The sequence below is a fragment of the Mariniphaga sp. genome (genome assembly GCF_041687215.1).
Lineage (GTDB): Bacteria > Bacteroidota > Bacteroidia > Bacteroidales > Prolixibacteraceae > Mariniphaga.
The window spans coordinates 1-25,311 of sequence record NZ_JAWLCI010000071.1; the positions used below are offsets into that span (position 1 = coordinate 1).

Below are 25,311 nucleotides of genomic sequence, written 5' to 3' on the forward strand. Positions count from 1 at the left end.
TAAATTTATCCCAAAGAAAAAGCTGTTGCTTTGGTGATTGTCTCCAATGTTTTGGTGATTATCTCAAATCTTAATGAGATATTCCGGATTTGCTGATTTCGCTCGGTGCAAAACTAAATTCCTCGTGGAAAGCACTACTGAAATGGGAAAGGTTTTTGAAACCGGATGCCAGTGCAGCTTCGGTAACATTTTTGCCTTCAAATTCAATCATCTGTTTTGCTTTTTGCAGGCGATACGATCGAATGTGTTGACCCAGGGATTTATTTGTCAGTGCAGAAAATTTACGGTACAACTGGGCCCGGCTCATATTCAGCGCACGATAAACTTGTGTTATACCGAATTCTTCGTCCGATAAATTTTCATCCAGCAGGCTATTTATTTTGATGATAAAATCCAGTTGCCGCCGGTAACCTGCACTCTTTATTTCAGCATGTGCATTTGTGGCTGCGAGTTTTGCCTGCATTTTGCGCCGCGATTCAAAAAGATTTCGAAGGCGCAGTTTTAAATCTTTCTCATCAAACGGCTTTACGAGGTATTGATCGGCGCCAATTTCCAGTCCTTCTATTTTGCTGACATAATCTCCGCGTGCCGTTAAAATCATCACAGGGATATGATCGGTACGGAAATCGTTTCGCAGTTGCCGGAGCAATTCAAATCCATCCATTTTTGGCATCATCACATCGGAAAGAATTATATCAGGAATTATCTGTTGCGCTTTTTCCAGGCCTTCCATTCCGTTATTTGCCAGCTCAATTGTGTAATCTTCGTGCAATACTTCCACCAGGTATTCCACCACATCTGCATTATCCTCCACAATTAACAGAATGGGATTGGATGATTTCTTTAAAGAATTAATCCGGAATGATTTTTCATGAGCATCAATTCCTGTTTCGAATTGATCAATCGTAAATTCAGGATGCAGTATATCTGCATCATCTGCCTTTTTTGCAGTATTTGATAAAGGCAGAATGATTTTGAACCTGGAACCCAAACCCGGCTCGCTTTCCAAACGAATTTCCCCTTTTATCAATTGCACCATTTGCCGGGTGAGTGATAATCCCAGTCCGGTGCCCGGGGTTTGAATATCCTCATCCGGGACCTGGTAAAAACGTTCAAAAATACGTTCGTGCAGTTCAACCGGAATGCCTTTCCCTGTATCAGCGACTTCAATTACTACAGATTGTTTGTTGTTTATAATTTTGTCGGTTACCGAAACTGTCACCTCTCCTCCCGGAGGAGTAAATTTTATAGCATTGGAGAGCAGATTGGAAACAGCATGGAATACAATTCCCTTGTCGAAATCGGCAATTAGCGGGCTATCTTTTTGATTGAATGCCAATTCGATTTTCTTTTTTTGCGCCAGGCTTTGAAAAGATGCGGTTAAATGTCTTACATATTTTCTGAGATCGCCCTGGATTAAATCCAAACGCATGCTTCCGGCCTCCAGTTTGGATATATTCAGCATTTGATTGACAAGCCGTAGCAAAATACTGCTCTGCTTTTTAATTTTCGCCGGACCGTGCTGACGCCAATACCCTGTATTTTGTTCCATATGATCAGCAATGCCCTGAATGACCGTTAACGGAGTCCTGAACTCATGCGAAACATTGGTATATAAAAGTGTTTTGGCTTCGTCAATTTTACGCAATTTCTCGGCTTCGGCTTTTTCATACTTGTTTTTATCTTTCATGAATAAAATGACAATGAACAGGATGCAGGCATTTATCCAAAGTGCAAGCCCTACAAATGAAATTGTATTTTCGCGCGGGGTAATGTAATCCGGTGTGGTTAGCGACGATTGAAAAATACCGACTACCACTATTGTTGCGCAGTAAAGAATAAACATGCCGATTGACCAGCGCAGATTGCCGGCCAGCACCGAGCCCATGGCGCAATTCATTCCAATAAAAATAAACCCCATTGATGTTGTAAGTCCGCCGGTATGAAGCATCATGAACATTGCTGTTATCGTATAAACGGAAAAAATGGCATTTATAACTATGTCAAACCGTTTTACACGCTTTAATAACGGAAAGCCAACAATGTACCCTGCAATAAATATAACGCCGCCCCACCACATTGGCCACATTTGCACCACAAAAAAAAAGTGAACACATGAAATTAAAACAAATACACAGGTAACTAAAAACCATATCCAGGCCCAGCGTTTGCGAAGTTGGGCTTCCGGTTCCAAACGTGGATCTGCAAGATACCGGTCAATCCGGGCAATTGTTATTTCCCCTATTTTGTTAATCCATCTTTTCACCTTATAATATATGTTTACTTGTTTAAAACCACGAAACACGTAATACAAGTTAATGCTTATTAGAATATTAATCAACAAGCAGCCAAATTATTTTATAGACTGACAGGAAGGTTGTGAAGCTTAATCAGGGTTACGACTCTATTTAATTACACTTATGACAGTGGCAAAACGACAATTTGGGCGATAGGTTGATTTTTCTCATTTCCCGGATTTTGTTTTAAAATCAGCGCAATGCTGCATACGTTAACCATAAGGCAGCCATGAAAGTTTCAACCAGCAGCAGGAGATAAATTAAAAACCCCTCCATTCAAATCAAACCAAATAACCGGTGCAACCAAAAAATGGAGGGGAAAAACCTTCAACACAAAGCGGAACCAGTGGATTAAATCAATAGAGTTGGATCCCACCCAGTTTCTCGAAATATAATTTGGCGGAAATATTTTTTCATTCATCACATTCCCTGCCTTCACCAATAATGTTAGTAGGCTCAAGAGCACCTGGGCCTCCAATAACCTGGTTGGCATTATTCTTTATTTGAGAATTCGTTAATCTGTTTAACCAGATGGTACAATTAAAGGGAGGTTGAGGAACTACGCCACACAGGTCGTTATCTTTTACAATCCAGTTCTCTCCTCCATTTATGGCACCTGCCCCTCCGATACCACCAAACATACTACTTCCCACGAAAGTATTATTTTTAATCTCTACATTATTCACATTTTGTATTCCCACTCCCAATCCAAGCGTATACTCAAAATGGATTCTGTTGTTCTTAACAGATGAAACCCCGTCGGGGCCTTCTGGTATTTCTTCCAATGGATTTTGCTTCAGCATGACAACACCAAGTTTACTGTCTTCAATATCATTATTTAGGATTGTCCAGCTATGGTTAAGGAAAGAATAGATACCATAAACGCAAGATTTTAAACTTGAATTTTTAACAGTTACTGTTGCATCATCACCATAGAAAGCAAAGGGCGTGATACACCCGGCCGCATTCTCGATATATACATTTTTAGCTTCAAACGTTCCGTTTGATAGTCCATAAGCAGTTAAGCCGTGAAAAATGCTAAGGCCTTCATTTAAATACTTTTCATCTTTTTCGCCTGTTATACTAATATTTTTATAAAGTACATTTAAATCTATAGGATTTGCTAAATCATTATCCAGTTTGGTATAGAATACATTGATTGCCTGCAACGAATTAAATTCCTTCTCTTTATCTGAGTTTTTCCACCGCAAATACGGTGTAGTTGGTTCACTCACAACAATCGACAAGTCAGATACCGTCACTGTTCGTTCATCGTCAGTAAAGTCATGAGGAAAACAAAACATAAAACCTCCGTCATTCTCCTCGAATGTCCAATTAATTTTAGGACATCCACTTACATCAAATAACTCTCCCGGCACAGTTTGAATAGTTGTTTCATTCACCCCAGAGCCTCTAAGATTTCCGTTAAAATCTTTGCGAATAATACTTTTATGTAGGTAAAACAGGCCTTCAGCAAGTTGCACAATTTCTCCCGAACCGGCATTCTGTAAAGCATCGTTGATATTATTCCAATCTTCTTCAGCTTTTACAAGTACATCGGCAGCCATACTTGGCATTACTTTAATTTTTGCTTTTTTAAGCTCTAACTGAGTTTCTTCAAAAAATTCATCTGTTTTGTTACATGCTGCAACCAGGCTGATTACAGCAATAATAAAAAATAGTCTTACTAATGTTTTCATAATCGTTAATTTTTAAGTTAAACAATGCGGATTTAAAATGATTTAATCCACCTGTAATTTCGGGAGAAAAAGCAGGCAGAGCATATCAATTATGTTGCTGAAAGTTTCAATTTTTTGCCAATTGCTGCAATTATGTTGCCGGAGATGGTAAAAAAGATACATGAGGACAAGTTTGTGTGCAATAAAAAACTCCTCCATTCAAATCAAACCAAATGACCGGTGCAACCAAAGAATGGAGGAGAAAACTTCGATTTTTTGGAAGCCAATGGATTAAATCATTAATTGAATTGGCTCCCGACACAGTTTAGTGATATTCACTTTTTAGTTTACCTTTTCCCTTTAACAAGAGCCAACTTTCCTTGCCGGATTGTTTGATCTTGTAAACATTTAATTTTCTGGCGGACAAATGCCTTTTGTCAGCATAAATGTTAGATTCACCCAGTCTACTTCAAAAAACATAATTACATGAGTACCTTTGTTTCCCTTGGCGTGTGTGCGAGTAAACATAGTTGCTATCTCTTCATTTTCACCGAAAGTTACTTTGTTAATCTCGTTTATTTTAAATATCTCACCCGTCGATTGACTTGTAAGTGTTCCTTTGACATGAACAATCACCCATACAAATTTGCCATTAATAATGTGTGCTGTTGCATGTGCATAAAGATTTTCACCTCCTACTCCATCTTCTCCTACTTCCAAATAATCAACTTCTTCACCGTCACATATTATTGGTGTCGCATATCCAGGTGGCATTTCGAAGTTAATGGTTCTGGAATCGGCAGATTTCAACTGGTTGTCAGTCATATTTCCTTCCGGAAATTCATCTGTTTTGTTGCATCCTGCAACCAGGCTGATTACAGCCATAATAAAAAATAGTCTTACTAATGTTTTCATAATCGTTAATTTTAAAATTAAACAATGCGGATTTATATTTATTTAATCCACAACCAATTTCGGGAGAAAATGCAGGCTATGCATAGCAACTATGTTGCTAAAAGTTTCAAATTTCCTGCAAATTGATGTAATCATGTTGCATGAATATAAATTATGTTGTTTGTGGGTTTAACCTGCCGTTTTTTAATGAGTAAAATCAATATCCTCCAGGTTCGTTTTTCTTATGAGCTCTTTAAATCTGGGTTCTGAGCGAATATTATCAAATTCTTTTTCACCTAAAGCCCTTATAAGGCCTGTAAGACCACTTTCAAAAGAGCGCTCCAGGTAAGTTATTGCCGAATCTTTTTCATTAATAACTGAATAAAAAGCAGCCATTTCATTAAGGTATATTTCATTTTTTTCCAATTTAAATGCAATGATAAAACGTATAAATCCATCATTCCCTTTTTCAGCATAAATGCTGTCAACCATTTCAGGGGTTACTCCTGATGAGATTTTGGACTGAAGATTTTTAAATTCTTCTATAATTTTTGTGATATTGTTTTGCCTGAGATAAGCATAAAAATTCCTCCTAAAATGTCCTCTTTCATTTCCATCAATATGAAAAAGTTTATCCGCCATTTCGAGCGCTTTGTCATAATTGCCTTCTCTGCTATACAAGTAATACTTAAACCAAACTAAATGTCTGTCGTTTGGATCTAATTCAAGCGCTTTGTTAAGGTAAAAGTGGGATTCCTCCTCTTTCCCAATTACAGTAAGGTATTGTGCATACAAATGATAAGCCCGCGGATATTGGGGATTGAGTGTCATGGCCAGTTTAAGTTCTTTCTCTGCTGTCTCCCAATCATTATCGAAATGAATGGCTATTCCCCCTAAAGTTGCATGTGCTTCGGCAAGGTTTTTATCGATACTTAACGCTTTTAAAGCATAAGCCCTGCTTTTGGGAATACCCTCATCCCTTATAAATTTGCCAAACCCTGTGCCGGTAAAATAAACGTCAGCTAATCCGGCATAAGCCTGACAATAATTTGAATCGAGTTCAAGCGCTTTGTTGTGGTATTCCAGGCTTTTCTGAAAACCTTCTTTCGTTCTTAACTGATGGTAAAACCGACCTTGCAGGTATAAATCATACGCTTCCGGATTATCAGTATATCTTTTTTCTATTTGCTCAATTTCCTGAGGTGAAAGAACCGTTTCCAAATTCGATGCAACCAGTTTGGCAATTTCGCTTTGCAGATTAAAAATATCATCGAGTTCCCTGTCAAAACTTTCCGACCAGACATGAATTCCATTGTAATCATTTAATTGAATAATGATTTTTACCCTCTTTTCAAACTTTTGCACACTTCCCTCAATGATATATGAAACACCAAGTTCTTTGGAAATTTGTGCCAATGATTTTTCACTGTTTCTGTATTTTTCAGTTGAGGTTCGGGAAATAATCCTAAAGTCTTCAATGTGGGATAAATGATTTAGCATATCATCCATAATTCCATCGGCAAAATATTTGTTTTCCGAATCATCACTCAGGTTCTTGAATGGCAGCACAGCAATAGATTTTTCCAAATCAGGTTTCCCTGATTCTTCAAAAAAATACTTATTTGCCAGAAACAGCAATGGAACAAAAAGCAGAACAAGTCCCCACACCATCAACTTTCTATTCCGGAAAAACTTTTTTTTGTTTTCCTCTATTTCCGAAGAGCTTGTTAAATCCTGATTTTTATCCGGCTCATCAGCGTGTCTGGCATATTCTCCGGGTGGATACCCAAAATAATCGTGAAAGCTTTTTATGAAATAAGAAGGGCTTCCAAATCCCACTTTGTATGCTATTTCAGAACCTGTAAGATTCCCCTCTTCCAACAATTCTTTTGCTTTTTCAAGCCTTACCTCCCTGATAAACTGGCTGACTGATTTATTGGAAAAGGTTTTTAATCTGCGGTGGATATGCGAACGGCTCAAACCCGATATTTGTGCCAATTCATTTACCCCGAACTGTTCGTTGTGAAAGTTCGCTTTAACGATTTCTCTCAGCCGGCTGATAAAATCATTTCCGTTATGGGTTGCACCGGTCATTTTGGTTTTTTAAAACACTGGTTATTACTGTTTTTATTAAGAAAAGTTACGAATTTTTTTGGAAGTGATTACCGGAATTTTTTAATGACTGATTTTTTAAATTTTATTTGGAACCAGAAAATTGCCACAGATTCACAGATTCAACGTATTGAATCATTAGAAATCTGTGGCATAATTTGTTTTTTGCAGAATCAGGAGAATTTGTTACATATCAGCAAATTTCACCATTAGGGAATTAAACTCCCGCAATTTCAATAAAAACCCCTCCATTCAAATCAAACCAAATAACCGGTGCAACCAAAGAATGGAGGGGAAAAACCTATATCACTCAACGGAACCTGTGGATTAAACCAAAAGAGTTCCGGGTTCCGCAGGAACGGTTTTCAGGGTTTTATTTTTTGCCTTTTACCAGGGTAATTTCACCAGCCCAATGATGGAACGAATTTTCAGGATAGGAATCCCTGTTGTAATCGTCGGTCCAGCCGTTGCCAGTTGCCCCTTCAAATTTGCCGGTACCTCCTAATATTACAAAAGGATCTTTAAAATAGGAATTCACATCCTCCGGGTGATAATCCAATTTTCCGTTCAGAACCTGACCTGCAACTGAAACAAATAGTTTGTCCCCGTTAGCAGCAACAAAATAAGCCTCAATATGTCCAAAGGGATATTCACCCGTTTCATTGTTAACGCAGAAATCAAAGTAATGCGTAAACTTGCCAAGATGGGTGCCTGTCCCGCCGCCTTCATTAAAAATACGAATCATGGGATAATCACCGCACATTTCAACATCAACTCCAGATGTCGGTAAGTAATTACCAACAAAATCAGCTTTAAACGGCACGGTTACCTCAACCTGTGCTTTTTTCAACTCAGGAGTTTCATTTTCGAAGAACTCCCCGGTTTTTTCACAGCCGGCTAAGAGTCCAAATAATGCTGCAAAAAAGAAAATTTTTAAAAATGTTTTCATAATCGTTGATTTTAAAATTAAACCTGCGGATTTTTTTTGAATTACTTTTTCCCTTTTACCAGGGTAATTTTTCCATAAAATCGATGATGGGTTTGGTCATCTGTAGTGACATAATCATCCGAACTTAAATCTCCCGTTGCACCTTCAAACCTACCTGTTCCTCCCAAAACGGATACCGGCGTTCTCCAGTATTCATATACATCATCAGGGTGTTCATCTGTTCTTCCATTCATTACAATGCCGTCATCAAAAGATAGATAAAGCACATCACCGTTTGCTGCAATTAAGTCAGCAGTAGAACCGGCATAGGTATATTTGGAACCCTCAATATTCGGATCTGGAGCCCCGCCTGAACAGAAATTAAAAGTTAAGGAAACTTTGCCCATGTGGGTTGCATTCCCGGTTGTCTCAACAATAACACGGACAAAGTAGCCCTCCTCAATGCATTCCTGGGCTTCCCAATCAATACTGGCAATTTCCCCGAGTAAGTTCGCTTCGAACGGTACAGTAATCTTTTGCGGTTGTGCACTTTTTAAATCAGGAGTTTCATTTTCGAAAAACTCCGCGGTTTTTTCACAGCCGGCCAAGAGTCCAAATAATACTGCAAAAATGAAAATTTTTAAAAATGTTTTCATAATCATTAGTTTTAAAATTAAACAATGCGGATTAAATGATTTAATCCACATTCAATTTCGGGAGAAAAAGCTGGCAGTGCATAGCAACTATGTTGCAAAAACTTTCAATTTTTTGCACATTCTTTCAATTATGTTGCAGGAGGGGGTTTGGGCTGATTAGCGGATTGAAAATACATTTGAAAAATTATCAATAGATTTTGAATTACCAGCTTATCTTTGAATTTTCACCTGCTGACTACAAGTTCAGCAGGTGAATAAATATGGTATGGGATTCATTGAGCGGGTGAACCAAAGTCACCAGCTCAAAAAGCCTGATTTGTTGTTTGTTTATTTGACGCTTCCGGGTATGCTGGCGCCTGTTTGTTTTGATATTTTATCGTTCATATTAGCAATTATTTGAGAAATCCTTTAAACCAAATTTTAACTGAATTCAGTTTACACATTCTCCATAATGATATCAGCGGCAAAGTGCAATGCTTTTTTAACCACTTCGGGACAATTATTCAGAGCGCCATCCTGTGCCAGAATAACATAATCTTCTGGTTTGGTTATCTGGTATTCCTTTTTTGACACCTTCCGGATTACATCCCTGCAACGTGTTGAACCATATTCATTTTCAAAACGGGTGCAAAAATTCATGGATGGACTATCTGATAATTTTGGTCTTTCTTTACTTTCAGATTCTTTTTCATAAACGAGTGCAATTCCCAGCAAACACGCCGAAACTGCACCACATGTTTCACCACGCATGGCAATTCCCGGAAAAGAGGCCAGCGCTTTTGTAATGTTTTCAGCATTTAAATCAAATACTTCGTTTAATGTGCTGAAAGTAGCTTGTGAACATGTTCCGTAAACCTGGAAGTTTTTATAAACCAGTTCGTCAAGCTTTTGGTGAATCTCTTCTTTTGTTTGTTGTTGAAAGTTCGTAAATGAAGAATTTAAAATACCGGGAATAAATGTTATTCCTGCGGCAAGTTGAGAACCTTTTAAAATAAATAATCTTCTGTTACAATTATTTTTACAAGGAGATTTAAATCGTTTTTGTTTTGTTTCCATATTGAATAGTTTTTAGGTTTTTATTAATTTGAACTATTTGGTGAGTTACTTTCATATGCACCAATATCCGGTGCAGTTCCTAATGGATTTGGTCTGGGATTACCTTCAAAATCAATCTTTGGCACATGGTACCAAATTCCGTTTACTTCAACAGAATCTATTCCTCTGCCAACACAAGGCGAACCGACTTTTAAATGAAAATCGAAGTTGGCTTTGTTTTCAAACTGAGGATTTTCTTCTATAATGTCTTGATAAGTCCCGGTAAAACTTTGGCCTGAAAATTTATTCTTGCCACCCTCGATCAGACAGTTAAAAAAATGAAGTTCCGAGTCAATTTCAAGCCTGACCTGAGCGGGTTTGTTCCCGTAAATGATGGTATTTACAAACAAGGGTTTTGCTGTTTCGTAATTGGTAAAAATGGCGCCTCCGTCTCCGTCGCAGGTATTATTAACAATGGTATTATTGATAAAAACAGTCTGGCCGCCACCATTACTGAAATGAATTACGCCATGTCCGTTGGAGTGATTATTGGCAATAATATTATTCATAAAAACCGGTGAAGTATTAATACCACTCCAGCTTCCAATGTTAATTGTACCATGGCCGCCGTTATGGTGAAAATAATTATTACGGATTACTGGACTTACATTGGATTGAAAAATGAGCAGGGCACTTCCAAAGGTACTCTCGTTACAACAAAACTCACAATATTCAATAACCGGATTTCCACTTAAAAAAATTGCGCCACCACCTGATTGGTCTATACTTGGATGATAACTCATGTTTTTGCGGAACAGGCAATGTGAAATTCTCAACTTACCTGTTGTTGCACAGATTGCACCTCCCAATCTGTCTTTTACCTGGATCCCGGAATTGGCTTTTCCGAATTCAAGCTTACAGTAAATAATTTTGCTGGAATCGTTGCTTGCCGGTGTATTTTCGAAACGAATTCCATGCCAGCCGGTTTCTTTATCTTTCGCCGTAAAAGTAATCGTATCCTTTTCAGTACCGATAGCCAGTAATCTTCCCTGAACATTGAATTTGTAATGCCCTTCAAAAATTACTTCCACGCCTGGTTCAATGGTCAGCGTTTCACCGTCGGGAATGGTTATCTCTCCATTAACATAGTAAGGAGAGGCTTTTTTTGTCCAGGTTCCACTTACATTTCCTTCAGGAATTTTTTTAGCTGAAATATTCGTGTAGAGGAATAAAAACATCACTGTTAAAAGTGAATAGGCCAAAATATTTCTATTTTTCATCTCATTATAATTGTTAATTTTTAAAGGTATTCGATGTAACTCGCTTATAATAATTCATCTGTGTGACGAAATTTTGTAATGCTCGTTTCATGACAAGCTATTTTATAAATCTGTAGTTCATTTTGTAATCTCTGAAATTCACAAATATTTTATAATTGAATCGATATGAAACGGTTTTCCATGGCCCGGGTAAATCATTGTTGCACCCTGGTCGATAACCAGTTTCCAGCTTTTTTTGATTTGTTCAATATCTTCTGCATATATCGGTAATCGCGGTCCCGGAGTAAACAAGCGGATATTGTGTGCCAGGCAACCGGCAAAAAGATCACCATTATCCATTAATACCGAAACGTGCCCTGCAGTATGCCCCGGGGTATAAATTATTCTGCCATCAATTCCGAAATCTGAAAGCGGGTAATCCTCATTATTTAAAATGATATCAGCTTTTTGGGGAGGTATTGGAATTTTTTTCAAAAGGGGTTCAAAAATGGCGTGCGAGATTTTTCCCCAGGCAGTTACTCCGGGGGGAAAATTAAATCGCCCCTCTTCCAGAATTGCCCTGTCGTTTTCGTGGACAGCTATTTTAGCGCCGGTTATTTCCCTGATTGCCCCTGCCGACCCTGAATGATCGAAATCGGCATGGGTCAATACAACCAATTTAATTTCGTTTGGATTGATGGAATACTGAATCAGATACTTTTTGAATTTTTCTCTTGCTTTTGAAGGACCCCCGTCAATCATGATGGTTCCTTCACCTTTGATGATGTAACAGGTGTTTATTCCGAATTTAAGAGAGAAAATTTGTGGTTTCATAATGAACATTTATTTGACTTTATTCATCACCGAATCCAGAAACGCCATTCCAATGGGGTATCTGCTGTCCCTGTCGTAGTGGCCGCCGGGGTAGGATTGAAATTGATGGGGCAATCCTATTTTTTTCAGCGAATCGGCAAAACTGGTATTAAATGGATAAACTCCTAATTCATCCCAGGTTCCGCAATCAAAATAAATGGCCAAATCGTCTTCCTTTGAAATATTTTTGGCCAGAAAAGAGCAGTCGTTCAACAAATATCGATTCCAGATCGAATCGATAAAATTGCCATTCCTGTCAACCGGGAAATCAACAAAATAGGGTGGATTGTTTAAATTTGGCGAAAATGCGGCAGCCATTGAAAAAATACCAAGAGACCATGGTCCGGCATTTGGACGAAATGAATCTACCGGCGCTCCGCCATTTTCTGATAAAATTCCGGGAATATAAAGTGAGTGCGAACTCATATTTGGTCTGCTGGAATGAGAAACCACACCACTGTATTTATCCGGATGTTTCAGTGCCGTTCTTATCGCATTACTGCCACCTTCGGAATATCCCATAATTGCTCTTTTATCCCTCAATGCAATTGTTCTATAAGCAGAATCGATATATTCCACCAGGTCTTTTACAAGGTAATCCTCAAAATTTCCGTTTAAAGCAGAGTTCATAAAATAACTGCTTTCCCAGTCAGGGCAGCTTCCATCGGGCTTTACAAGTATAACAGGCGATATTGTTTTGTTATTTATCAGTTTATTTAAAATATAGTGTATGTTTCCTTCACTAAAACTGTTTTGTCCGCATCCATGCAAAAAGTAAATTACCGGGTATCTTACTGATTCATTTTCATTATAATCTTCCGGTAAAAACACCTCAACCTTTCGATCTTTTTTTAACGATTTACTGTAAAACGTAAGGCTTTTAACATTTTCCTGAGCTGAGCAAAGTAAAGTGCTAACCGAAAATAAAACCGGCAACAAAATTTTGGTTGAGAATTTCAGAAAAGTTTGAACTGTTTTCATTTGCGTTAATTTTAATGGCATTTAAAGTGGCTTTTTGGTAAAATTTGCAGGAATCCGGAGTCTCAGATTCCTGCAAACCTTCAATATGGAGTTGATTCATTTTCAATTTCAGTTATAAGTCAAATTACCAATTCAGTAAACAATATCACCATTAATGTGGATAGTAAAGAACTGATAGTTAGATGAAAAAACACCTGACCATTCGCCACTTCCTGTGGCACCTGCAAACCGACCCGTTCCGCCGGTAATCTGATAAGTACCTGTGTTATCTGCCAAATTCCAGGTCCAGGTCATATCCAATTCGTCGCCATTTGAAGCATGAATTTTTTCAATCCCCACACCATTTGAAAAATCAAAAAAAGAATCTGTGGTAATAAATCCCATGTGTGTGGCTTTTCCTATTCCAATACCGGGAATTGCAGTGTTGTAAACAACAGTACTTTTAAATGGTCTGGGATGTTTCTCCTTAACCACGTTCAAGTTAAATTTCTCAGCGATTGCTGATTCATTTCCGGACAGATTTGCCATTGCATCAGTTGCAAAAAATGAAAAAGATAACAGGCAAATCCAAAAGAATAATTTTTTCATGATTTTTAATTTTTAAGTTTTTCATTCATTTAAGTTACAACAATTGCAAATGCAATGCATAGCATTTTTGTTTCAAAAAGTTTAAATTATGTTGTAAAAGCTTGCACTTATGTTGCAAATGGATAATTTTTACTTTTTTTTCTGGCGGCATTCATTGATTTTTGCTATTTGCCGCTACCCACATTGGAAATCATCCCGACACCGGAATCAACAATAAACCGAGTAGTAGGATTTTCAGGGTCAACATGCCCGTTTAAATCAAAATAACCAGTTGCATTTTTAAACCGGCCCGTTCCGCCATCCAATTCGGCTCTGCCGCTAACCTTACCGGCGCCAATTTCCAAACTCCCAACTATTGTCCAGTGCAGCATATCTCCATCCGCAGCGCACCAATCGCCTTCCTGAGACCAGATAAGAAATCCTTCGTTTTCCGGGTCAGGTGCAACTCCAGTTGTGTACCAAATACTTTTTTCTGCTTGTAGTTTTCCCAAATGAGTCATAACTCCGTAACTAATTCCCTCGGCAGGAAAATCCATATCAGGTCCCAAAAAGTCTTTCCAAACTTCCGTAACAGTAACATAACCATTACCAATTAATTTAATTGGCAACTCTTTATTCATGGCCGATTTTAATATTGAATTATCTGCTGGTTCGGCAAAAAATTCATCCCTTTCACATCCTGTGAAAAAAAGTGCAAATGCACAAACGATTAAAATAAATGTTTTGATTTTCATGACCTACCTCCTTTACGTTATGATTTTTTAATAATTAATGTTCAATTTAAAACAAAACCCAAAGCAATACTTAGCACTTTTTTCCCAGATTCTTTAATTCCTGTTTCAAAAGGTTATACTTATGTGCCAGGAGTGTAATAAATGTTCATTAAATAGTTTATGAAGCATGCCGATGCAATCTCAGTCCGGATAATCAATAAATAATTTTTCTAAAGCCTCGGGACGACAAAGATTCAGTAATCCCGAAGATTCAACCATTTATTTGGTAGTTTCATTTTAGTGTTTATTATATAAAGAGCACATATAGGGTTGGTTAATTTGGATTTCAGTAGAATAAAATATGGCGGTATTTTTTCAATATAAATAAGTTAATAAGGTTGCTTTTATCCGGTTAACATTTCTACTAAGGTTTGTTTGAAAAAGAAATAAGGTTTTTATGTATTTAAAAACCTTATTTTTAATTGGTTAACCTTAGTAAAAAAGTTATACAATTGAATTTTACCTTATTAATCACCAATAAAAAACCAAATGAATTAGAAAATGGTCATCGCCATTCTTAAAATGAGCAAATTAACTGGTAACTCATTTATCTATTGTTGTTTAACATTCAATAATATAAAACAAACATGTGCTGTAAATCGCTGAAGACTCGGGATAACTTCATCTAAGCCGGTCCGCCGGTTGGCGGATGAACTTATTTGTATTATTAAAAATTCATGAATAGTTCAGGTTATATTTCCCCTTTTTGCCTTAACAAAGTTGCAACCCGTTGATGTTCTTTTTGATATTTGTCTGTCAATTCCCTTTCCAGTTTTATCAATTCGTGGTCGTGGCGAATATTGTCAAGTGCAGTATGATTTTCAAGACAAATAATTATCCAGCGGGGTATTGTTGGTTTATTTGTTACTTCCTTCAGGTAGTGCAGGGCTCTTTCTTTATCATCAAGTGCAGCATATATCATGGCCAGTTCAAAATGGGAATAGAATAATGAAGCATCGCGATGACCGGTGCTAATTTCGTAGTTCAGGTTTGTTATGGCTTCCTGAAAATATTGATTTGCAAGTGTTGGTTTTCCGTTTCGGAGGTAAACAAGTGCTGTTAACGATGTAAAATAGTTTTCAGGAAAGTTAAGCCAGTTATGTTTGTTAATTTCGTTAAGCGTTTCAAACGCAGATTCAAACTCCCTGAGCAATAAGTAGCTAAAAGTTTTATTGCAAAGCAAAAGCAAATGGTTCGAATTGGGATTAATTTTCAAGCCTTTGTTGGCGTACCCGATGGAAGATTCAAAATTTCCGCTGTATATATTCCCAAGGCACATATAATTGTAAAAATTAACTGAATCAAGATTTGTATTCAGACACTCAAGTAAATACTTTTCTGCCACGTCGGGAAAACCTGTATAAAAAAGAACTAAACAGAATTGGTTGTACATCCATGGAGCGATTATTTCTTCTTCGGGTTTCAGTTCAACATATTTATAAAAAGCGTGGATTGCCTCATAATAATCTTCAAGATGAGAATACGTGGAAAACATACCTTTGTAATTTTCCGGTGTATTAACAGTGCCATATTTCAAACCTTCTTCAAATAAACTCCTTGATTCTTCAATTTTACCCTGTCGTCTCATATAGGAGCTTTTTAAAGATAAAGCGTGGCGGTATTCATCACCTTTTATCCGGTTATTGTGCAAGGAAATGGCCTTTTCCGCCATAACCAATCCTGAATCGAGATATTCTTTTCTATGTAATATATCATACCCCAGGTTATTGATATAAATTTGCCCAAGCTTCAAATAAGCTTCTATAAACCCGGTATCCAGTTGGATTGCTTTCTCAAAATTCATTTTAGCCTTCAAGTTTTCTTCCCTTGCTTGCTGCCATAGGCTGAAATATCCTTTTTGGCCTGATAAATCCAGATACCTTAGCCCCTGCAGGTATGCATTCAGAGCTGCGGGATTATCTGTAATCCGCACTTTCAGTTTTTCTTTTTCGTGTGGTGAAAGTTGGGTTTTTGTTTTTTCAATGATATCAAAGACGATAAGATTTTGTAAATCCAAAAAATTGTCCTCTTTCAGGTTTGCAGTGTATGGTTCCCGAAGGAGATAATTGTCGTTTTCTGCATCGGCAAGGTTTATCTGGAATTGCAGGTTTTCACCGTATTGCCAGCCACTGGTTTCAATCACATAATCTACTTTCATTTCCTTTGCAATTTCTTTCAGTGGTTTGGTGGTTTCCCGATACTGTTCCACCGAAGTTTTGGAACGGATAACCAGGTTTTCAATCTCCATCAAATGGTTTAATACGGCTTCTGTTAATCCGCCTGCCATAATTCTCATGGAATCTGAACCTTCAAATTTTAAGGGCAGTATGGCAATGGTGTTTGGAATTTCTTTTTTGCCTGAATTATCAGAACTAAACCAGGCTGATTCTGAAATGATGAAAATAATCAGTCCAAAGATGATTAGACTTGCCGCCGATATCAGCCATTTTTTCCATTTGCTGTTTTTTTGCAGACTGCCTGTTTCGGCAGGAAGCTCTGTTTCATTCCGGTCGCCTGTTTTCCCCGGAGAATAACCGTAATAATTCCGAAAGCATTTTGAAAAGTAGGGAACACTGTGAAATCCGCATTCGTATGCTGTTTCGGAAACAGTTAACGATGTTTCCCGTAACATTTTTAATGCCTTTTTCAGGCGTACCTGGCAAATAAACTGATTGGCGGGCATTTTGGCAACTTCGGTAATTCTCCGGTGAAAACCCGACCGGCTCATGCCCATTTCACGGATTAGTTCTTTCACTCCAAACTGCTCGTTTTGAAGGTTGGCTTCTATAATCTCGGTAAGCCGCCTCATAAAATCCTGCCCGTTATTGGTTGCACCGGTCATTTTGGTTTTTTAAAACACTGATTTTTACCGTATTTTTTAAGAAAAGTTACGAATAATTTTTTTGAATGTTTGTAACATTATTTTCATCTCATTATAAATGTTAATTTTTAAAGGTATTCGATGTAACTCCCTTGAAAATTATAATGGTACAATTGTGTGAATAAATTTTATTCATGGTCGTTTCAACCGGTGAATATTCTTTGTTTTACATGCTTTTCCTGAACTCGCAGAAACGCCAAAATGATGATCGGCAAGCCGGGCTTTTGTAATGATGTTGAGTCGCTCTTTAAAATTTTCTCCGGATAAAAGTAAAACAGCCATTTTTAGTTGTTCAGCAATCCATGTGTAGCAAGAATTTTTCCAACTTCCTTGTGCGCATTTTCATATTTGCGCACGGTTTCTTTTAATATTTTCTGAAACTTAGGTTCGTTGCGGATATTTTCGAGCATAGGATCTTGTTTCAGAAAAATAACTGTTTGCAAATGGTAACTTTTATTTTTTCCCAGCGCTTCAAGCGCTTTTTCTGTTTCGCCCTTTGCTGAATAAACGGATGCCAAAGTGAGGTATGGTAAATTTATTTCCGGATAAATATTAGCTTGAATTTGACGATTTGCCTGCAGAATGGCACCGCTAAAGTGTTCCTCTGCCTCCTTATTTTTTCCCTTTTTAGAAAAGGCATAACCGAACCATGGATTAGGGTTAACCTGTCTTCCTTCTGTGACTGAAACCTCATGAATCTCGTTTAACCATTGGTAGGCTTCATCATAATTTTTTTGAAAAAGATTGGACCAAACCAGAAAATATTTACAGTTCAAATCATCCGGTTTTTTTTTCAGCCGTTCGGTAGCCATTTTATTAACTGCTTCATAATCATCCAACAAAAAATATTCAAACATTAAATTCTGAAAATAGGCAGAAGAGTCGTTGTTTAATTTTAAGAGGCGTTTATTGTAAACTTCGCTTTCTTTAATAAATCCTGTTCTGCCTAATTGAGAAAACATAGCGTTTAAGGTATAGAAATTATCGCCGTTTGCTTTATCTTGTTCTAGTTGTTTTATGTTCATTTCAACTGCTTTCGGATAGTCGCATGTATTAAAATACAAATTACCCATAAATCGGTAAACGCCTGATTGGCCCGGGTCAAACATTAACGATTTTTCACTTATCTTTAAAGCTTCATCATAATTTCCTTTTGTTTGATTCAACGTAGATAATAATCCATAAACCGATGCTGATTTATCGTCGGCTTGCAATGCCCGATTGGCAAAATAAAAAGCTGAATCGAGGAATCCTTCTTCCCAAAACCTTTTTGTTTCTTTTGAGTTGTAAATCCAACCCAGTTGAATAAGCGAAGGAGCATGATTAGGTTCAAGTTCAATCACTTTTTTAAATATTCCTGCAGCACGGTTATCCAGCGATCGGTTTCGGGTTTGTTCCGCCTTTCTGTGAAGTTCTATGCCTGCCTGGTAAAGGCTTTCCACATATTCTTTGTCGGGTGTTGATTCCAGCACCACCTCCAATCCGTCGTCCAAAATTTTAAATGAAACAGTACAGCCCAGGTATTCGGCAATTAGGTCATGGGAGGCCTTAAAAAACCGAATGAATTCATCGTAGGTTACATTGTGAATGGGTTCGTTATTGCGCAGATTAGGGTAAAAACCAATTACTTTCAGCGTTACTTTTTTGTCGGTTTGGTTAACGATTTCCACTTTTTCTGAAAGATCGGTCAGGTTCATTAGATTACCTGTTACGAAAGTCTGGAAGCCACCTTCTTTGGACCAGGTTTCTTTGTAAAGGTCGCCGCAATATTTGCCAAACTCTTCCACGGTTTGCCCATGCGATTTGGCGTAACTGATTGCCACATTTATGTTGTAATTCAACAACAAAACTAACCGCGGATATTGTTGCTCCGGGGTGCGTTCAGGAACAGAAAAAGTAGTTTGAGCCGAAGTTGCCCATGCCATTAAAATGGCAGCGAAAAGTAAAATTGGTGTTTTCATGATTTTTAATTTTTTGCAGTTAATATCATTCAAGTTACGCCAAATCAAAAAGCAATGCATAGCACGTATGTTGCTAAATGTTTAAACTATGTTGCAAAAGCTTGCACTTATGTTGCAGGAGGGGTTTTTGGGTTTTTGGAGTGAAAATCGGGGCATCACTGGTGGCGATGGACAATTTACTCTATTTACTATGAGTCGTAACTATTTTAAGACCTGGCTTTGCAAAACCATAATTAATAACCGGTTCTGTATGGCGAACCTTATGCCATTTTAATACACTATATTTTAATTATTTTCCCGTTAATCTTATAATTGTTTACAATAAAATGATAGTAATAGATTCCGGCTGGAAGTTCTGCTATATTAACCGGTAAGTTGTGTTTTCCCTGTATTTGCCTTTCCACATTCAGTGGTGTCATTATTTCCCTTCCAAGGCTGTCGAATATTTTTATGGATATTTTACTGTCGGAGTTTAACCGGTAACTAAAAGTTATTTTATCTTCTGCCGGGTTTGGCCAAACCTGCAGGTTTAAATCTGCTATCAGAGAATTTATTTCTTTATCGTCAACACCGGTAACATGGTAATTCAGCAAAAGTGTATCTTCATACGAACCATTCATTTCATTGTCAACATATACGGTAAGTACACTCTCTTCAACATCGGTCCAGTTTACCTCAAAAAGATGCGATGTGTTTTCTCCGATTGGAATGCTGTCATTTACAAATCGTTTAAATCCTGAGGAAGAAACATGGTGTAGTTCCACTCCGTATTGTTTGGCACTTCCGTAATTGGATAAAATTATGTGTTTGTTGTCAGGAGACTCAACTTTTACCGAATCTTCTTTTTCCAGTTTAAAAGGATTCAGTTTAAACACTTTTTCCTCATCCTCCTCTTCCAGTATAAGCATCATTTTTATGTTTCTTGCCTCATCATCCGGGTTTATTGCTGTAAGCGAGCCATTATATAACAGCCGGTCTGTTTGTTCTGGTGCAGTATTTTTACGTTCGTAATAGAACAGTTGGTCTTTAGTAAATACATATCCTTCAGCCGCTTTATTTTCTGGGTTTGAGATATCGATGGTGTATTCTCCTGCTGGTACAAGATAACTATAAGGTGGTGATTCAGAGCCATCTTTATGCATTAGGGCATGGACATCTGGTATTTCCTCAAGTAGCTGATCATCCATATAACCGCTGGTGTTTCCGCTTACATTTTTAATACGAATATTTGCTCCGTCATTCGGACTTATCTCGATTAAACTATCCAGAAGGGAATAGTAACTGGTTGCTTTTTTTAGGGTAGCATTTACATAATAATAGCTTGAAGGTATTTCCAGATATAAATCCTTATCACCACCCCAGCCTGGCCAGCCATATAATGGTTCCCAGCTGCCAACCCCTCCGTTGGCACTAACATCAACCCTGATACGTGCATTGGTTGAATCCGGTATTTCGTTATCGTACACATAGATATAATAATACTGTTCGTTAACGGTATCCTGTTCCAGCTTGTAAGGTACTATAGTGTGGCCACCTGATCCTGAATTATTGTACATTGTCAGCGTCCGAATCTCAGTATGGCCTGTGCTAAACATTTTTTTAATGTCTTCCACAGTCTGGGTGGGTGTTTTTAATCCATTTCCTGCTATATCATTATAAATTGAGGGATTACCAATCTGGTGTGTAAATAGTTCGGTTACGGTTGCTACCGTTCCCATGCCTGGTGAAACAGTATAAGGCACAGCAAAATTGCCAAAATTCGGGTATGCGTTCAAAAAATCATTTTTCGATTCGAAAGCGAGCGCATTGGACGCAGCTATTCCGAAACACGAACCATTCCATTGGTATTTTTTGTTCTTCCAGCTTAAAAGTGCCTTGTGATTATATAGTGCTGTTATCAGGTCATCGTAACAAGTAGGAACCGAAAAAGTACCGGTGTAGCTTCCCCAGGCTGGAAAGTCCTCTGCTTTTGCGTTAAAAAAAACCGAGTCGCCCTGGAGGTGATCATAAAGCTGGCCAGTGTGCTCATCAATGCCATTATAATTAATCTGGTTGGTGTACCAGACCGGCCACACATGTTCTCTGTTATTTTCAAATCCCCACCTGTCTGTCCAAATGTTGTATTGGGTCATTTCTCCATTGCTTTCCAGCCGTGTGAGACTGTAAGGTTTAATATAAAATACATTGCTTATATCCAGATCTTCTCCAGTTTCTTCAACAGTTAATTTTAAACGACATTTATCAGCCAGCAATCCAGTTGGGATTTCCCAATCTAACTGACCAATGCTTCCAGGCGATGCTATACCTATTGGCTGATATGATGCCCCATCATTTATACTATAACTGAGTATCAGGTTTTCAGTATCTGGACCGCCATCCCATTTAATTGTTTCTGTTTCCCCTGAAATAAGTACGTCCTTATAATCAAGATTGGAAAACATATTTTGTGGGTTCACAGGACTAAGTGTAATAGCATCTAACCAGGCTAATCCCAGAGCTTCTGTTGCGAAGGCATGATCCTGCTCAAATTCAAATTCAATTTCTACAACTACATTTTTTAAGGAAATGAGAGAATCATTATTAACCATAGTTGCACAGGTACCTGTGGAGATCGGTACAACGATTTGTTTCCAATCTTTCGGACAATAATATCTTTTAAAAAAAACGTAATCCGACAAATAACTGGAACAATGATGATCTGAGTTTGCAATTGGATAAGTTAACCGAATTCTATAATGGAGTAAAAAACCTGTGCTGGCTAGAGTAAGTACTGCAGCTTTAAAATTAAAAGAAAAGAATTTGGGAAGTTCGTTAAAATTAACAATAAATGTACCCTTAAGCCTTGGACGATGAGCAGTACCATCAAGGAAAGGTTCGAATCTACAACAAAATTCTGTACTATTTACGGTGTCTTGAGTCGTATTAACTGAAGTGATCCATCCCGTGGGCTGCCCATCCTCCCAGTTCTCAAAGTCCCAGTCATTAGATTGGGCAAACGAAACTATGCTGAATAAACAGCAAAATAAAAGGATTCTTGGCTTTTTCATCATACTGGATTTTAAATTTTACAAATTCTGATATACAGATGTCTCCTTCTTTTGTAATGAAATTAACTTTATGTTATTTGCTTATTTGCATTAGTTCTCATTTTATAATTTGATTATTTTCCCGTTAATCTTATAATTGTTTATAATGAAATGATAGTAATAGATTCCGGCTGGAAGTTCTGCTATATTAACCGGTAAGTTGTGTTTTCCCTGTATTTGCCTTTCCGGATTAAGGGGTGTCATTATTTCCCTTCCAAGGCTGTCGAATATTTTTATGGATATTTTACTGTCGGAGTTTAACCGGTAACTAAAAGTTATTTTATCTTCTGCCGGGTTTGGCCAAACCTGCAGGTTTAAATCTGCTATCAGAGAATTTATTTCTTTATCGTCAACACCGGTAACATGGTAATTTAACAAAAGTGTATCTTCAAACGAACCATCCATTTCATTGTCAACATATACGGTAAGTACACTCTCTTCAACATCTGTCCAGTTGATTATAAAACGGTGAGATGTATTTTTCTCAATAGTAATCTGGTCATTTACAAACCGTTCAAACCCACTGGAAGAAAAACTGTTCAGCTCAGCTCCATACTTTTTTGTGCTTCCATAATTATATAAAATCATCTGGTTGTCATCAGGAGATTCAAACCTTATGGAATCATCCGGTTCAAGTGGCATAGGATGCAGGCGGAAAACTTTCTCCCTGTCCATTTCTTTTATGATTAAATCAATTTGGGCCTTTTTGCTTTCTTCATCAGGATTAGCTATTGAAAGACCATTGCCAAAAATCAGCCTGTCAGTTTGAGATTCTCCTGCATCATTTCGTTTGTATATTAGTGCTTTATTGTTATAGAAAAAGAAAGCATTTGCGACTTCAGAGGTAAAATTGTCAAGTTTTACTGAGTAATTTCCACCCGGCAGATAATAAGCATACGGTTTTCGCAAACTTCCTGTGGGAGGTATCAGCGGCACTGAGCCTTCAATGTCATATTTTAACTGGTCATCGTAATATCCGGCACTTTTCCCCTGGTTATCCGTTATCCTGATATCCTCAAAACGATTGCCCCCTATCCTGATACTGTCGCCTGCAAGAATAAAATCAGAACGTTCTCCTTTTTTTAAGATGGGCTGTGACAGATAAGCATTTGCATCACATTCCAGCTTTAAGTTTGTACTTCCTCCCCAATCAGGATAGTTATCATAGAACCAACTTCCGTTCCCTCCATTATCTTCAAGGTTGACTTGAATTTTTGCTTCAAAATCATTCGGGTAAGAATTATCATAAATGTCGATATAGTAAATGTTTTCATGATTGGCATCCTGCCGCAACTGATAAGGAAGTACAGAATGTCCACCTGAACTATGATTATGCCAGAAAGAAATAGAACGGGGAGTAACATCAGCCTTACTGAAATGAGTTTTTAATTCATTTACCACCTGAAGTGGAGTTATCTGATTAATAGCAGGTGGATTATCCCAGTTCTGGTCGGTAGGATCACCATAGCAATGGGCATAAATCCGGGTGATATTATCAATTACGGCCTCCGAAGAAGTTACGGACAGTGGGGTACCAAAAGCAGGAAATGTTGAGTATGTGCTCAGAAAAGCATCCTTTTTTGAAAAAGCAAGTGCATTTGAACCTGCTATTGCGAAACATGAACCTCCCCAAGCGACGGTATCCGTGCTCCAGTTAGCAATTGCCATCGGAGAATAAATTCCCGTTGAAACATCAAAATAACAGGCATCCGTTGTAAAGGCTTTCACAAATGCCTCCCATGAAACAAAAGTATAAGGATTAATTTCTCCAAAAATTGGCGCCTGAACATCATCATACAGTTGGTTGGTGAAAGGATCAATTCCTTTGTAATCGAACTGGTTGTAATACCATTCGGGCCACATATCTTCCGGGTAATTGGCAAATCCCCAACGGTCTGTTAAAATGTTGTATTGGGTCATTTCTCCATTGCTCTCCAACCGCGTGAGGAGGTAGGGCTTGATGTAAAAGATATTGCTCGAATCGAGTACTTCACCAGTTCCTTCAACCGTTAATTTTAAACGACATTTATCAGCCAACAATCCAGCAGTGATTTCCCAATCTAACTGACCAATGCTTCCAGGCGATGCTATACCTATTTGCTGATATGATGCCCCATCATTTATACTATAACTGAGTATCAGGTTTTCAGTATCTGGACCACCATCCCATTTAATTGTTTCTGTTTCCCCTGAAATGAGTATGTCCTTATAATCAAGATTGGAAAACATACTTTGTGGGTTCACAGAGCTCAGTGTTATTCCATCAATCCAAGCCAATCCCAAAGCATTTAATGAGAATGCATGATCCTGAAATAAATCAAATCCAATTCCTACTTCTACATTTTCTAATAAGATAGCAGAATCAGGATTAAATCCAGATCTGCAAGATGGGGGAGGGATCGGCACGACTATTTGTCTCCAACCTTCCGGACAATAATATTTTTTAAAAAAAGCAGAACCCGACGCTATACTATAACATGGTTTAGGGTCTTCATCACCATAACGCAACACAACGGAATAGTTCAAAAAAAAACGAGTAGAGGTATGATATAAAACTTCAGTTTTTATTTTAAAAGAAAAATATCTTGGACGATCGTTGAAATTAACAACAAATTTACCAATAAGTGTTGGGCGGTGAATACTATCATAAAGGAAAGGTTCAAATCTGCAACAGAATCCTGTAGTATTCGTTGTGTCTTGAGTCGTATTCCAGGAAGTAGTCCATCCCGTGGGTTTCCCATCCTCCCATTCTTCAAAGTCCCATGGATTAGATTGAGCAAACGAAGCCAGACTGAAAATACAACTGATTAAAAGGATTATAAGTTTTTTCATGGTTGCCATGTTTTTAGTTGAATAAATGAAGTTAATACTGTATTATCCACTGTTTCTGTAAAAAAAAGTGTTATCTTTTTCACATGCGGTGAAAAAAAGTGCGAAAGCATTTAGAATCAGAAATAAGTTTTTGATTTTCAAAGCATACTTCATTAATTTTTTGATTTTAAAGTTTTTTATCTATTCAAGTTACGCCAAAAAATAATGTAAAACATAGCACGTATGTTACAAAAAGTTTAATCTATGTTGCAAAATCTTGTACGTATGTTTCAGGAGGGGTTTTCTTTGTTTTTGGTGATGAAATTGCCTGGTATGTTGAGGATTTTTTGCTAAAAATGAAATCAGGTTCTGCGAGAATGATCATCAGATTTTTTTCAAATTGACACTGTTTCACAAAGTGTGTAATTAAAAATACCGAGGGTTTAGCTCTTTATAGCTGGACCCTTTTTTCAAATATGACAAGGAACTGGTTCAGG

General features: G+C 37.6%; 17 protein-coding genes. All 17 read right to left on the reverse strand.

The features are described 5' to 3' along the window. Nucleotides 1-70: 70 nt before the first annotated feature. The 17 genes from ACESMA_RS18430 to ACESMA_RS18510 all read right to left on the reverse strand — a co-directional run bounded on the left by ACESMA_RS18430 (nt 71) and on the right by ACESMA_RS18510 (nt 24,835). Nucleotides 71-2,266, reverse strand: coding sequence for an ATP-binding protein (locus tag ACESMA_RS18430; RefSeq protein ID WP_372950339.1), 2,196 nt, complete (start codon nt 2,264-2,266; stop codon nt 71-73). Nucleotides 2,267-2,710: 444 nt separating this feature from the next. After that, nucleotides 2,711-3,997 carry a right-handed parallel beta-helix repeat-containing protein gene (locus ACESMA_RS18435; protein WP_372950340.1) on the reverse strand — a complete coding sequence of 429 codons (1,287 nt, stop codon included), beginning with the start codon at nt 3,995-3,997 and terminating at the stop codon, nt 2,711-2,713. A 387-nt stretch (nt 3,998-4,384) separates the two neighbouring features. Beyond that, the gene (locus ACESMA_RS18440; RefSeq protein ID WP_372950341.1) at nt 4,385-4,891 is read right to left on the reverse strand and encodes a hypothetical protein; all 507 of its coding nucleotides are present in this window, start codon (nt 4,889-4,891) and stop codon (nt 4,385-4,387) included. 183 nt (nt 4,892-5,074) lie between these two features. Further along, on the reverse strand, nt 5,075-6,964 hold the full coding sequence (locus tag ACESMA_RS18445) for a helix-turn-helix domain-containing protein (protein ID WP_372950342.1): 1,890 nt from the start codon (nt 6,962-6,964) through the stop codon (nt 5,075-5,077). A 391-nt stretch (nt 6,965-7,355) separates the two neighbouring features. Then, nucleotides 7,356-7,931 carry a hypothetical protein gene (locus ACESMA_RS18450; RefSeq protein WP_372950343.1) on the reverse strand — a complete coding sequence of 192 codons (576 nt, stop codon included), beginning with the start codon at nt 7,929-7,931 and terminating at the stop codon, nt 7,356-7,358. A 41-nt stretch (nt 7,932-7,972) separates the two neighbouring features. Further along, nucleotides 7,973-8,566 (reverse strand): hypothetical protein, encoded by a 594-nt coding sequence (locus tag ACESMA_RS18455; protein WP_372950344.1) that lies wholly within the window; start codon nt 8,564-8,566, stop codon nt 7,973-7,975. 435 nt (nt 8,567-9,001) lie between these two features. Then, on the reverse strand, nt 9,002-9,622 hold the full coding sequence (locus tag ACESMA_RS18460; protein ID WP_372950345.1) for a C-GCAxxG-C-C family protein: 621 nt from the start codon (nt 9,620-9,622) through the stop codon (nt 9,002-9,004). Between the two features lie 23 nt (nt 9,623-9,645). After that, a complete protein-coding gene (locus ACESMA_RS18465) occupies nt 9,646-10,881 on the reverse strand; it encodes a choice-of-anchor Q domain-containing protein (RefSeq protein WP_372950346.1) in 1,236 nt (411 codons plus the stop codon). A 138-nt stretch (nt 10,882-11,019) separates the two neighbouring features. Beyond that, nucleotides 11,020-11,694: an MBL fold metallo-hydrolase gene (locus tag ACESMA_RS18470; RefSeq protein WP_372950347.1), complete on the reverse strand. Its 675-nt coding sequence runs from the start codon at nt 11,692-11,694 to the stop codon at nt 11,020-11,022. Nucleotides 11,695-11,703: 9 nt separating this feature from the next. Continuing rightward, entirely contained in the window at nt 11,704-12,714 is a 1,011-nt protein-coding gene (locus ACESMA_RS18475; protein ID WP_372950348.1) for an alpha/beta hydrolase, read from the reverse strand. A 132-nt stretch (nt 12,715-12,846) separates the two neighbouring features. After that, the gene (locus ACESMA_RS18480) at nt 12,847-13,302 is read right to left on the reverse strand and encodes a hypothetical protein (RefSeq protein ID WP_372950349.1); all 456 of its coding nucleotides are present in this window, start codon (nt 13,300-13,302) and stop codon (nt 12,847-12,849) included. A gap of 164 nt (nt 13,303-13,466) precedes the next feature. Continuing rightward, a complete protein-coding gene (locus tag ACESMA_RS18485) occupies nt 13,467-14,036 on the reverse strand; it encodes a hypothetical protein (RefSeq protein WP_372950350.1) in 570 nt (189 codons plus the stop codon). 730 nt (nt 14,037-14,766) lie between these two features. Continuing rightward, a complete protein-coding gene (locus tag ACESMA_RS18490) occupies nt 14,767-16,917 on the reverse strand; it encodes a helix-turn-helix domain-containing protein (RefSeq protein ID WP_372950351.1) in 2,151 nt (716 codons plus the stop codon). Between the two features lie 171 nt (nt 16,918-17,088). Beyond that, entirely contained in the window at nt 17,089-17,238 is a 150-nt protein-coding gene (locus ACESMA_RS18495; RefSeq protein ID WP_372950352.1) for a hypothetical protein, read from the reverse strand. Between the two features lie 2 nt (nt 17,239-17,240). Next, entirely contained in the window at nt 17,241-18,917 is a 1,677-nt protein-coding gene (locus ACESMA_RS18500) for a tetratricopeptide repeat protein (protein ID WP_372950353.1), read from the reverse strand. A gap of 278 nt (nt 18,918-19,195) precedes the next feature. After that, nucleotides 19,196-21,505: a T9SS type A sorting domain-containing protein gene (locus ACESMA_RS18505; RefSeq protein WP_372950354.1), complete on the reverse strand. Its 2,310-nt coding sequence runs from the start codon at nt 21,503-21,505 to the stop codon at nt 19,196-19,198. Nucleotides 21,506-22,066: 561 nt separating this feature from the next. Continuing rightward, the gene (locus ACESMA_RS18510) at nt 22,067-24,835 is read right to left on the reverse strand and encodes a T9SS type A sorting domain-containing protein (protein WP_372950355.1); all 2,769 of its coding nucleotides are present in this window, start codon (nt 24,833-24,835) and stop codon (nt 22,067-22,069) included. Nucleotides 24,836-25,311: the final 476 nt, after the last annotated feature.

Excerpts from the sequence above, each read along its gene's own strand:
- ACESMA_RS18435 (WP_372950340.1), bottom strand. The coding sequence starts at position 3,997 with ATGAAAACATTAGTAAGACTATTTTTTATTATTGCTGTAATCAGCCTG.
- ACESMA_RS18440 (WP_372950341.1), bottom strand. The coding sequence starts at position 4,891 with ATGAAAACATTAGTAAGACTATTTTTTATTATGGCTGTAATCAGCCTG.
- ACESMA_RS18445 (WP_372950342.1), bottom strand. The coding sequence starts at position 6,964 with ATGACCGGTGCAACCCATAACGGAAATGATTTTATCAGCCGGCTGAGA.
- ACESMA_RS18450 (WP_372950343.1), bottom strand. The coding sequence starts at position 7,931 with ATGAAAACATTTTTAAAAATTTTCTTTTTTGCAGCATTATTTGGACTC.
- ACESMA_RS18455 (WP_372950344.1), bottom strand. The coding sequence starts at position 8,566 with ATGAAAACATTTTTAAAAATTTTCATTTTTGCAGTATTATTTGGACTC.
- ACESMA_RS18460 (WP_372950345.1), bottom strand. The coding sequence starts at position 9,622 with ATGGAAACAAAACAAAAACGATTTAAATCTCCTTGTAAAAATAATTGT.
- ACESMA_RS18465 (WP_372950346.1), bottom strand. The coding sequence starts at position 10,881 with ATGAAAAATAGAAATATTTTGGCCTATTCACTTTTAACAGTGATGTTT.
- ACESMA_RS18470 (WP_372950347.1), bottom strand. The coding sequence starts at position 11,694 with ATGAAACCACAAATTTTCTCTCTTAAATTCGGAATAAACACCTGTTAC.
- ACESMA_RS18475 (WP_372950348.1), bottom strand. The coding sequence starts at position 12,714 with ATGAAAACAGTTCAAACTTTTCTGAAATTCTCAACCAAAATTTTGTTG.
- ACESMA_RS18480 (WP_372950349.1), bottom strand. The coding sequence starts at position 13,302 with ATGAAAAAATTATTCTTTTGGATTTGCCTGTTATCTTTTTCATTTTTT.
- ACESMA_RS18485 (WP_372950350.1), bottom strand. The coding sequence starts at position 14,036 with ATGAAAATCAAAACATTTATTTTAATCGTTTGTGCATTTGCACTTTTT.
- ACESMA_RS18490 (WP_372950351.1), bottom strand. The coding sequence starts at position 16,917 with ATGACCGGTGCAACCAATAACGGGCAGGATTTTATGAGGCGGCTTACC.
- ACESMA_RS18495 (WP_372950352.1), bottom strand. The coding sequence starts at position 17,238 with ATGGCTGTTTTACTTTTATCCGGAGAAAATTTTAAAGAGCGACTCAAC.
- ACESMA_RS18500 (WP_372950353.1), bottom strand. The coding sequence starts at position 18,917 with ATGAAAACACCAATTTTACTTTTCGCTGCCATTTTAATGGCATGGGCA.
- ACESMA_RS18505 (WP_372950354.1), bottom strand. The coding sequence starts at position 21,505 with ATGGTTAATAATGATTCTCTCATTTCCTTAAAAAATGTAGTTGTAGAA.
- ACESMA_RS18510 (WP_372950355.1), bottom strand. The coding sequence starts at position 24,835 with ATGAAAAAACTTATAATCCTTTTAATCAGTTGTATTTTCAGTCTGGCT.